Here is a 9,548-nt window from a genome sequence, read left to right as displayed (position 1 = left end):
CGATCTCGGCCTTCACCTTGTCGACGTCGGCCGCGGGCAGGTCGATCTTGTTGATCACCGGCACGATCTCGTGATCATGCTCGATCGACTGGTACACGTTCGCCAGCGTCTGCGCCTCGACCCCCTGCGCGGCGTCGACGACGAGCAGCGCGCCCTCGCACGCGGCAAGGCTGCGCGACACTTCATAGGCGAAGTCGACGTGGCCGGGCGTGTCCATCAGGTTGAGCTCGTACGTCTCGCCGTCGTGCGCCTTGTACTTGAGGCGCACCGTCTGCGCCTTGATCGTGATCCCGCGCTCCTTCTCGATGTCCATGTTATCAAGGACTTGCGCCGACATCTCGCGCGCGGTCAGGCCCCCGGTGAACTGGATCAGCCGGTCGGCAAGCGTCGACTTGCCATGGTCGATATGCGCGATGATCGAGAAGTTGCGGATATGCGAAAGAGGAGTTGTCATGGCGGCCCGTTAGCAGCGGAAAGCCGCGCTGTCAGCAGGCTTGGCTACCGCGCGCGCCGGCGCCGGCAATCGTCGCGCACCCGCGTATCGGAATCCGCCATCCCGCCTTCGAACACCGCGTCGGGATCCACCGCCACAGCCGCCAGCGCGGCGATCGCATTCGCCCTGACGCGCGGCACCGGATGCGCCTTCGCGAACTGCTCGGCGATATCGCGGCCGTTCCCGGTCAGATGCACCGCGCAGCGGAGCAGGATCTCGCCGCTCGTCAGCGTCGGGCGCCTTGCGATCATGCCGGCTTCGAGGTCGACGATATATTGGTCTCGCCAAGGAACGTGCTCGCCCTCGTCCATGATGTTGAGGCTGACCGAGAAGCTTTCCGGCGGGAGCTGGCTGTGGATGTCGCGGTGGGCGCGATAGAGCATCATCCGGCCTTCGGTGAGACTGCTACGCTCGACGAAGCGGAGGCCCAGCGGCTCGCCGAGGCGGCCGTCCACGTACTCGGCGTCATAGTCATAATAGTCGCTGACATAGCCGGGGCCGAAATAGCCGGTCGTCAGGAAGGAGAAGTTATGGTCGTGCGGCACACCGTAGGAGAAGGCCGCCGCGCCACTCGCGACATGTACGGCGTCGGTAGCGGCGGGCCAGAGGTTGGCGCGGAGATAGAAGCCGCGCGGGTTTCGGTGGAGGAGGAAGACCTGCGCCGAATAGCGGTTGATTTCGAGCTGGTCGGCGTAGCTGGCCTTGAGCGCGGCGATCACGCGGTCGGCCAGGAAATCCCGGTTGCGTTGCAGGCCTGCGAGGAGGTCGGTGCAGCGCGCGATACTGTCCTCGTGCGCGAGGTCGACGCCGCTTTCATCGAGGCACGCGATCACCTCGTCCAGATCGAGTGCGGAGCCCGCAGGCGGATCGATCAGGCGCGGCATGGTTACTGATGGTCCGTGCAATATGGGGTGGAGGGCGCCCGGCTTGTGCAAAGCCCCATCCCTCCACCCCCTTCCCGCCCCGTCTCACCGGAAGGCGGAAAGATGAGCCTCTCGGCCGCCGCCGCCGCTCCACGCACCTCGGGATGCGGATCGGCGGCCGCCATCGCCGCGAGACGGGAACGCGTAGCGGCGGGATCGAGCGCCACCAGTTCGCGCATCGCATTCCAGCGGGCCGCGAAATCCTCGCTTCGCGTTTCCGAGGCGAAGAGCGGCGCGGCGTCGGTGCGGCCGAACTGGCGAAGCAGGGTCAGCGCCATGGCGCGAAAACTGCTGTCCCGGCGCGAGGCGCTGACATGGATCAGCCGGCCGCTCGCGATATCATAGGCGCGGATCGGGAGCGGTGACGGCGGTTGAACGGCGAGTTCGAGGAGCAATATGTCGCGCTTCGCGCCGACGAGGCTATGGCTTTGCCGCGCGGTGTCGAGGTGGAGCGTCTCGCCGTTGCGGAGCGGGCGTGGCGGATGGCTATGGCATTGCGCTGCGACAGAGGCCATGAAACCGCCCGTTTCCTCGGCGGCGCTGACCGCGACCTCGTGCGATATCAGCGACGCGCCGCCGCTTGCGATAACGCGGATCGCGGCGCGACCCGGCACGAAGACGCAATTTGGCGGGGCCTCGACACTGCCCTCCGCAGGCCGGACGAGGAGCGTCAGGCGGACCGCGCCATGATCGGCCAAGAGGAGCCCGCCGGTGCCTCCGTCGCTCCCAGCTACGAGCCGTAACGGCGGGCGCAGGAAGGGATCGGCCGCGAGCAGCGCGAGCGCCACGCCCAACCGGTCTTGCAGCCACCTCATGTCGTCGAGCCAGGGCAGCAGCCGCGCAACGGCGATGTCGGCAGACGCACCCCTCAGCGCTTCGATAGCGGCGAGCAAGCCGCCCGGCGCGCTATCGATGGCGCGCCAGTCCGCATCGGCGGCGGCAACCGCGACGCGAATGCGCTGACGGCGAGCGGCGTCGGCGCGGGGAAAATGGTCATGGCGCGAGCGTTCGGCGGTCATGCGAAAGATGGGGGAACGGGGGCGACGAATGCCGCCGCCCGCCCCGCCCGCGATCAATCGTGGATGATCAGCGCGATGGTGACCGCGATCTCGAAGACCGACGGCCCCGACGATACGCTTTCGCCCACCAGCGACCCGAACAGCCCGACCGCGGTATCGAGCAGCGGCAGCGCGGCGATATCGATCGACGGCAGCTCCATATTCCCCTCCTGTCCTGACTGGCGGCGCGACATGTACCGCCGCCGACCGGGCTAGACGCGGGCGCGCAGATCGCCGAGTTAACTTATCGTAATAGGGGGCATGTTGCTGGTCGAAGCGCGGTTGCCGGGAGGGCAGCGCGGGATAGGATGGGCCATCGCAATCGGGAGATTGATCATGCGCCATGCCCCCATCGCCGTCCTTGCCGGCGTCCTGTTCGCCAGTCCGGCGGTCGCCGAAACCCTGCTCGTCGGCAACAAGGGTGAAGACACGTTGAGCCTCATCGCGCTCGACAGCGGCGCGGAGCTGGCGCGCCTGCCGACGGGCAAGATGCCGCACGAGATTGCGATCTCGCCCGACGGCAGACAGGCAGCTGTCGTCGCCTATGGCAGCACGACGATCGATGTGTTCGATGTCGCAAAGCGCACGAAGCTGGGAACGATCGACCTCAGTCCGAACCAGCGGCCGCACGGGCTGCTCTGGCTGCCCGACGGACGGCTCGTCGCGACGACCGAGGGAAGCGAGTCGGTCGCGGTCGTCGCCCCGGACGGCAAGCTCACCTCGATCGCGACGGGACAGAAAGGCACCCACATGGTCGTCGTCGCACCCGACAATCGCACCGCTTACACCGCCAACATCGGCTCCGGAACGGTGAGCGTGCTCGACCTGAAGGAAGGCCGGAAGCTGCGTGACCTGACGATAGGCGGCAAGCCGGAGGGGTTGGCGCTGGCGAAGCGCGGCCGCGAATTGTGGGTCGGCGACCTCGATGCGCCACGCGTGTCGATCTGGGATACCGCGTCAGGCGAGAAGATCGCCGAGCAGCCGGTCGACCCGGTGGCGATTCGCGTGCTGGCGAGCCCCGACGGCGAGCTCGTTGCGACCAGCAATATCGCATCGGGCACGATCAGCCTGTTCGACGCTGAGACGCGCACGCCCCTGAAGACGATCAAAGTGTCGGGCGAGCAGGTCAAGGGGCAGGTGACGCTGCTGTTCAGCGCCGATTCGAAGCGGCTCTATGCGGCCGAGACAGGGCACGACAAGGTCGCGGAGATCAACGTCGCGAGCGGAGAGGTGCTGCGCCGGATCGCCGCGGGCAAGAATGGCGACGGGCTGGCGATCGCGCCCTGACCGGAACGGCGCCGCCGCCCGGGTGTTCTACCGCTGACCGGAGGAGAGGTGTGACGATGGAAATAATCGATACGGCCGACGATGTCCTCGCGGTCAGCATGTCCGCCACGATCAGCGGCAACGACCTCGACCGGATCATGGACCGGCTCGAGGTCGCGATGGCGCGGCATGACAAGGTGCACGTCTTTGTGGAGACGCACGCGATCGACGGCATCCAGCTCAAGGGGCTTGGTGCCTATATGGCCCGCGCACTGCCGCTGTTCGGCAAGCTCGACCGCTTCGGCCGCGTCGCGGTCGTCGCCGACCAGGCGTGGATCCGGGCCGCGACGCGGATCGAGAGCGCAACGCTGCCTTTCATCAGCTATCGGGTTTTCGAACCCCGGGACCGCGACAAGGCCTTCGGCTGGGTCACCGGGGAATAGCGCCGCGACGCCTCAGGTCTGCAGCCAAAGGGAGAGTCCGGGCGGCGGATCGGCAGGCGGAGCATCGGTGACATGGCGAACGACATCGGCGCGGGCACGGTCGAGGATCGTCACCGGAAGGCCGGGCGGATGGAAAATATGGTCGGCCTCCCCGAGCAAGCGTGCCACGCGGAGCGTGAGGTCGTCGGGGTCGGCGCTGGTCAACCGGACCGTTTCCAGACGCGAAAGGGGGATTACGCGGCCGGCGGCGAGCCAGTCGCTCACCCGATCCGCCGCATTGCGATCGAGCGGATCAAGTACACCACCCTTCGCCAGCGCCGAGTCGATCGCACGACGGCGATCGGCGGCTTCAGGCCACCGCACCTTCATCGCATCGCGCACGGCGTGAAGCGCCGAGGCGAGCGCGCCGAGCCGCGCGGGAAGCAGCGTCTCGATACGCTGACGTACGGCCTTTGCAAGACCCGCAGACGCGCCGCCGGTGCCTATCGCGACCGTTACCGGCGCGCGATCGACAATCGCAGGCGTGGTGAAGTCGCAAAAATCGGGCCGGTCGACGACGTTGACGAGCAGGCCGCGCGCGCGGAGCGCCCGCGCTGCAGCGCGGGCCTGATCCTCATCATCGAGCGCGACGAAGGCGATCGCTGCGCCCTCTTCCCATTCGGCGACGATTCGTCCGCCCGCGCGCGCGATCAGCCGCGCCTTGGCATCGGCAGCCTCCCCCTCCCCGACCAGCACGACCGTGCGGCCGCGAAGGTTCAGGAAGAGAGGAAGCTGTTCCACGTCAGTCGATCCAGTCGGGCACGCGCTCGGCGGCCATGATCGTTCCCGCGGCGATGCGATCGGCTACGACGACATAGCGGTCGCCGTCGACGAGCACTTCGGGGACGAGGCTGCGGCTGTTGTAGGTCGACGCCATCGTCGCGCCATAGGCGCCCGCGGTGCGGAAGACCGCGAGATCGCCCGCCTCGACCCTGTCGGTCACGCGGTCGCGCGCGAAGGTATCGCCGGTCTCGCACACCGGGCCGACGATCGACGCGGTCATCGTCTCGCCCGACGGCTTCACCGCAACGAAGTCGTGATACGCATCGTAGAGCGCCGGACGCGCAAGGTCGTTCATCGCGGCATCGACGATGACGAAGGGGTTTGTCGCGCCGGGCTTCACCCAAAGCACCTCGGTCAGCAGCACGCCGGTGTTGCCCGCGATCACGCGGCCGGGTTCGAACATCAGCGTGACGTCCCAATCCTTCGTCACCCGCGCGACCATCGCGCCATATTCGGCGGGGCTCGGCGGATTGTCGTCGGCCTTATAGGGCACGCCGAGACCGCCGCCGAGATCGACGTGGGTGATGCTGTGCCCCGCGGCGCGGAGATCGGCGACAAGCCGGCCGACGCGCTCGAACGCCGCCTCGAGCGGATCGAGGCTGGTGAGCTGGCTGCCGATATGGACCGCAATACCGCGCATGTTGAGCCCCGGAAGCGCCGAGAGACGTCCGAAGATTTCGGGCGCGACATCGATGCCGACGCCGAACTTGTTCTCCGCCTTGCCGGTCGAAATCTTCGCATGTGTGCCCGCGTCAACATCGGGATTGACACGCAGCACCGCGGGCGCGGTCATTTCCTTGCGCGCCGCGATCTCGGCGAGCGCGACGCCCTCGGGTTCATGCTCGATGTTGAACTGGCCGATACCGCGGTCGAGACCTAGCGCGAGTTCGGCGCGCGTCTTGCCGACGCCCGAAAAGACGATATCCTCGGCCGCCATGCCAGCCGCGAGCGCGCGCTCGAGCTCGCCGCCCGAGACGACGTCGGCGCCATAGCCCTGCCGTGCGAGCACGCGCAGCACGCCGAGGTTGGGGTTGCACTTGATTGCGAAAGCGAGGTGCTTCTTCGGCACATCCTTAAGCCCGTCGCGAAACGCCTGCGCGTGGCGTTCGAGCGTCGCACGCGAATAGACATAGACGGGGGTACCGATTTCCTCGGCGATGCGCGGCAAAGGAATGTCTTCGGCGTGCATCACGCCGTCACGAATTTCAAAATGATTCATTGTCAAAAGTCCTGAAGCTCAGCCCGGAGGCGGCAGGTCGAAATCGTCGGGTTCACGTTGTTCGGACCGTTTGAGAAGTTCGTCGCTGCGCGCGGGCCGGGCCTGCGCGTCAGGCGTCGTAAGCTCCTCCGTAGTCGGGGCGCGGGTCGCGCCGACGGGAATCACCGGGGCGGGCTGACCGGCCACGGGCTTCAGATCTTCCTTGCTGCCGCACGCGCCGAGCAGCGCGGTGGCAGCTATGCCAAAAAGAATGAGGCGCTTGGTCGCCATCAAATCGTTCCTTCGAGCGCCGCACGGGCCGCGGCGACGGCCTGCCTTACCCGTTCGGGCGCCGTGCCGCCATAGCTCATGCGGCTGGCGACCGATGCCTCGACCGTGAGCGCCGCGAGCACATCGGGCGTAACCGCGGCATGGATCGCGGCAGCGTCAGCGGCCGGCAGGACCGAAAGCTCGACACCCAGTTCCTCGGCGCGCTTTACGCAGGCGCCGACGACATGGTGCGCCTCGCGGAACGGCAGGCCATTTTCGCGCACCAGCCAGTCGGCGAGGTCGGTCGCGGTCGAATAGCCCGAGGCGGCAAGCGCGCGCATGCGATCGGTGCGAAAAGTCAGCGTTTCGATCATGCCGGTCATCGCGGCGAGCGACAGCGCGAGCGCGTCGAAGGCACTGAAGACCGTTTCCTTGTCGTCCTGCAGATCCTTCGAGTAGGTGAGCGGAAGCCCCTTCACGATCACCGAAAGCCGCTGGAAAGCGCCGAGCAACATGCCCGCGCGCCCGCGCACCAGTTCGGCTGCGTCCGGATTGCGCTTTTGCGGCATGATCGAGCTGCCGGTCGACCAGGCGTCGGGCAGGCTGATGAAGCCAAAGGGCTGGCTGGCCCAGATCACGATCTCTTCGGCAAGGCGCGAGAGGTGGATCGCGGCGATCGACGCCGCAGCGCAGAATTCGAGCGCAAAGTCGCGGTCCGAGACCGCATCGATGCTGTTCGCCATCGGGCGGTCGAAGCCGAGAGCCGACGCGGTCGCGTCGCGGTCGAGCGGGAAGCTGGTCCCGGCGAGCGCGGCGGCGCCGAGCGGCGATTCGTTGAGGCGACGGCGGGCATCGGCGAAGCGGCCCCGGTCGCGGCCGAACATCTCGACATAGGCGAGCAGATGATGGCCGAGCGTGACCGGCTGCGCGACCTGCAGGTGCGTGAAGCCGGGCATGATACTGTCCGCATGTTCGTCGGCGCGCGCGAGAAGCTCGGTCTGGATCGCCTTCAGCCCCGCGTCGATGCGCTCGCACGCGGTGCGCACCCACAGGCGAAAATCGGTCGCGACCTGATCGTTGCGCGAGCGCGCGGTGTGGAGGCGTCCGGCGGCTTCGCCGACCAGTTCCTTCAGCCGCGATTCGACGGTCATGTGGATGTCTTCGAGCGCAAGATCGACGGGCACGCCGTTTGCGGCGAATTCGCCCGCGATCTGGGCAAGACCGCGATCGATGACCACGGCGTCCCCGGCGTCGATGATTCCCGTAGCGCCGAGCATCGCGGCGTGCGCGCGGCTGGCGGTGATATCTTCTTCCCACAGGCGCTTGTCGACGGGGATCGAGGCGTTAATCTCTTGCATGATCGCCGCGGGTCCGCCACCGAAGCGGCCGCCCCACATGCTGTTGCTGTCCGGAGTATTCGCCATCCGCCGCGTCCCGAATCCGTCCCTTGCGATCCTCGCCGTCCTGCTGGCCGGATCAGTCGCCGGCTGCGATAGGGAAAAGCCAGGCGGTGAGCAAGCCGGGCAAGGCCAAGCAAAAGTTTCGGCGGTCCAAGCGAAGGGCGTCGGCCGGTTCGAATATATGATCGACCGCAGCCACAAGGGCGAAGCCGCCCCCGCCGCGGCGTTTCGCGGTCCTGACGATGCCGCGGTGACGCTGGCGTCGTTCCGCGGCAAACCGCTGCTGGTCAATCTGTGGGCGACATGGTGTGCACCCTGCGTCGCCGAAATGCCGACGCTCGACGCCCTCGCGGCAAAAAGCGAAAACATGACCGTCATCGCGGTGGCGCAGGATCTGAAGGGCGCCGAAGTTGTCGATCCCTGGTTTCAGAAAGCCGGCCTGAAAGCGCTGCAACCCTATCTCGATCCCGAGAACGGCCTGCTCGACGCCGCGAACAGCGCGCTGCCGACGAGTATCTTCTATGACGCCGACGGCCGCGAGATATGGCGCGTCGTCGGCGCGATCGACTGGCAGGGCGAGGAAGCGCGGGCGCTGCTCGCCGAGGCATCATCCTGACATAAGAAAAGGGCGGGTGCCCCATGACACCCGCCCTTCCCTGCGACCCGGAGCAAGGGTCCGGGGAGCCCGAGCATTATCCGCCGACCGTCACGCGGCCGCTGCGATAGCCCTTCTTGCGCATTTCCTTCACATAATCCTTATCCGCATCGACGACCTCGGTTTCCCATTCGTCCCACGCGTCCCAGCGATCCTCGCGGTCGGTCGCATGGCGAAGGTCGCTGGTGAGTTCCTTCTCGGCCTCGAGGATGTCGGCTTTGTAATTGTACCAATATTGATTCACGATACCCGCGATCGGCGTGGAGCGGATGTGCGGTGCTTCGAAACCCGGGGGCATCGAACCATAGGGAACGGCGGCCACCGCGGCCGTAGCCGGGAGAGCGGCGAGCATCGCCAGAGTCGTCCATTTTTTCATCGTTCGTCTCCTTCTGGACCCTGTTGGACAGGAGAAGAAACGAAAGAGCGGGACATTTTATTCTCGGGCCATCGGCGATTCGGCACGGCCTGCGGAAGAATCGGCTGAACCCGCGGATTTCAGCCGGGATGCGCCTCGTCGCCGACGCTCGATTTCAACAGGCCGCGAAACACGTCCATAGCGGTCCGCCGACCCTGCGTCACATCGAACACGTCGCGCGCGATCGGCATTGCGAGGCCGTAGCGATCGGCAAGCGCCATCACCGTCGGCGCGCTCTTCACCCCCTCGGCGACCATGTTCATCCCCGCAATGATCTCCTCGATCGGCCGCCCCTTGCCGAGTTCGACGCCGACGTGGCGGTTGCGCGACAAGGAGCTGGTGCAGGTCGCAATGAGGTCGCCCATGCCGGTGAGCCCCGCAAATGTCTCGGGCCGCCCGCCCATTGCCACGCCGAGCCGGGTGATTTCGGCAAGCCCGCGCGTCATCAGCCCCGCGCGCGTATTGTCGCCTGCACCGAGCCCGTCGCCCATGCCGACCGCGATCGCGATGATATTCTTGAGCACGCCGCCAAGCTCGCAGCCGAGCAGGTCGGTGTTGGTGTAGACGCGGAACAGCCCCGAGTGGAACACCGGCTGGAGCGCGCG

General features: G+C 66.9%; 13 protein-coding genes. 3 read left to right on the top strand and 10 right to left on the bottom strand.

Annotation, left to right across the window (positions count from 1 at the left end):
- The 4 genes from JHC57_RS18640 to JHC57_RS18625 all read right to left on the bottom strand — a co-directional run.
- A partial coding sequence (locus tag JHC57_RS18640; RefSeq protein WP_294031932.1) for a GTP-binding protein occupies nt 1–454 on the bottom strand: 454 nt, incomplete at its 3' end.
- Nucleotides 455–498: 44 nt separating this feature from the next.
- Nucleotides 499–1,377, bottom strand: a complete 879-nt coding sequence (locus JHC57_RS18635) for a transposase (RefSeq protein ID WP_294031930.1) — start codon at nt 1,375–1,377, stop codon at nt 499–501.
- A gap of 2 nt (nt 1,378–1,379) precedes the next feature.
- Nucleotides 1,380–2,435, bottom strand: a complete 1,056-nt coding sequence (locus JHC57_RS18630; RefSeq protein ID WP_294031928.1) for a HEAT repeat domain-containing protein — start codon at nt 2,433–2,435, stop codon at nt 1,380–1,382.
- 53 nt (nt 2,436–2,488) lie between these two features.
- Complete coding sequence (locus JHC57_RS18625) at nt 2,489–2,635, bottom strand: hypothetical protein (protein ID WP_294031927.1); 147 nt, start codon at nt 2,633–2,635, stop codon at nt 2,489–2,491.
- Between the two features lie 100 nt (nt 2,636–2,735).
- Here JHC57_RS18625 and JHC57_RS18620 point away from each other — a divergent pair, with 100 nt between their 5' ends.
- Both JHC57_RS18620 and JHC57_RS18615 read left to right on the top strand, forming a co-directional pair.
- Nucleotides 2,736–3,761, top strand: a complete 1,026-nt coding sequence (locus JHC57_RS18620) for a beta-propeller fold lactonase family protein (protein ID WP_366928552.1) — start codon at nt 2,736–2,738, stop codon at nt 3,759–3,761.
- 56 nt (nt 3,762–3,817) lie between these two features.
- Entirely contained in the window at nt 3,818–4,183 is a 366-nt protein-coding gene (locus JHC57_RS18615) for an STAS/SEC14 domain-containing protein (RefSeq protein WP_294031924.1), read from the top strand.
- Nucleotides 4,184–4,195: 12 nt separating this feature from the next.
- On the opposite strand, the gene JHC57_RS18610 is transcribed toward JHC57_RS18615, so the two are convergent.
- The 4 genes from JHC57_RS18610 to argH are packed head-to-tail and all read right to left on the bottom strand — an operon-like array spanning nt 4,196 to nt 7,897.
- Nucleotides 4,196–4,963: a bifunctional precorrin-2 dehydrogenase/sirohydrochlorin ferrochelatase gene (locus JHC57_RS18610; protein WP_294031922.1), complete on the bottom strand. Its 768-nt coding sequence runs from the start codon at nt 4,961–4,963 to the stop codon at nt 4,196–4,198.
- Between the two features lies 1 nt (nt 4,964).
- Nucleotides 4,965–6,224 carry a diaminopimelate decarboxylase gene (lysA, locus tag JHC57_RS18605; RefSeq protein WP_294031921.1) on the bottom strand — a complete coding sequence of 420 codons (1,260 nt, stop codon included), beginning with the start codon at nt 6,222–6,224 and terminating at the stop codon, nt 4,965–4,967.
- Nucleotides 6,225–6,242: 18 nt separating this feature from the next.
- Complete coding sequence (locus tag JHC57_RS18600; protein ID WP_294031919.1) at nt 6,243–6,494, bottom strand: hypothetical protein; 252 nt, start codon at nt 6,492–6,494, stop codon at nt 6,243–6,245.
- Complete coding sequence (argH, locus tag JHC57_RS18595; RefSeq protein ID WP_294031917.1) at nt 6,494–7,897, bottom strand: argininosuccinate lyase; 1,404 nt, start codon at nt 7,895–7,897, stop codon at nt 6,494–6,496. Before argH ends, JHC57_RS18600 begins: the two co-directional genes overlap by 1 nt.
- A gap of 157 nt (nt 7,898–8,054) precedes the next feature.
- Between argH and JHC57_RS18590 the strand changes: the two genes are divergently transcribed.
- Nucleotides 8,055–8,489, top strand: coding sequence for a TlpA disulfide reductase family protein (locus tag JHC57_RS18590; RefSeq protein ID WP_366928551.1), 435 nt, complete (start codon nt 8,055–8,057; stop codon nt 8,487–8,489).
- 76 nt (nt 8,490–8,565) lie between these two features.
- Here JHC57_RS18590 and JHC57_RS18585 read toward each other — a convergent pair whose 3' ends face one another.
- A complete protein-coding gene (locus JHC57_RS18585; protein ID WP_294031913.1) occupies nt 8,566–8,904 on the bottom strand; it encodes a hypothetical protein in 339 nt (112 codons plus the stop codon).
- Between the two features lie 119 nt (nt 8,905–9,023).
- Nucleotides 9,024–9,548: NAD(P)H-dependent glycerol-3-phosphate dehydrogenase (locus JHC57_RS18580; RefSeq protein WP_294031911.1), on the bottom strand; the 525-nt coding region annotated here is incomplete at its 5' end.

The organism is Sphingopyxis sp. (genome assembly GCF_016463645.1).
Lineage (GTDB): Bacteria > Pseudomonadota > Alphaproteobacteria > Sphingomonadales > Sphingomonadaceae > Sphingopyxis.
This window is presented reverse-complemented; position numbering and strand designations above follow the sequence as displayed.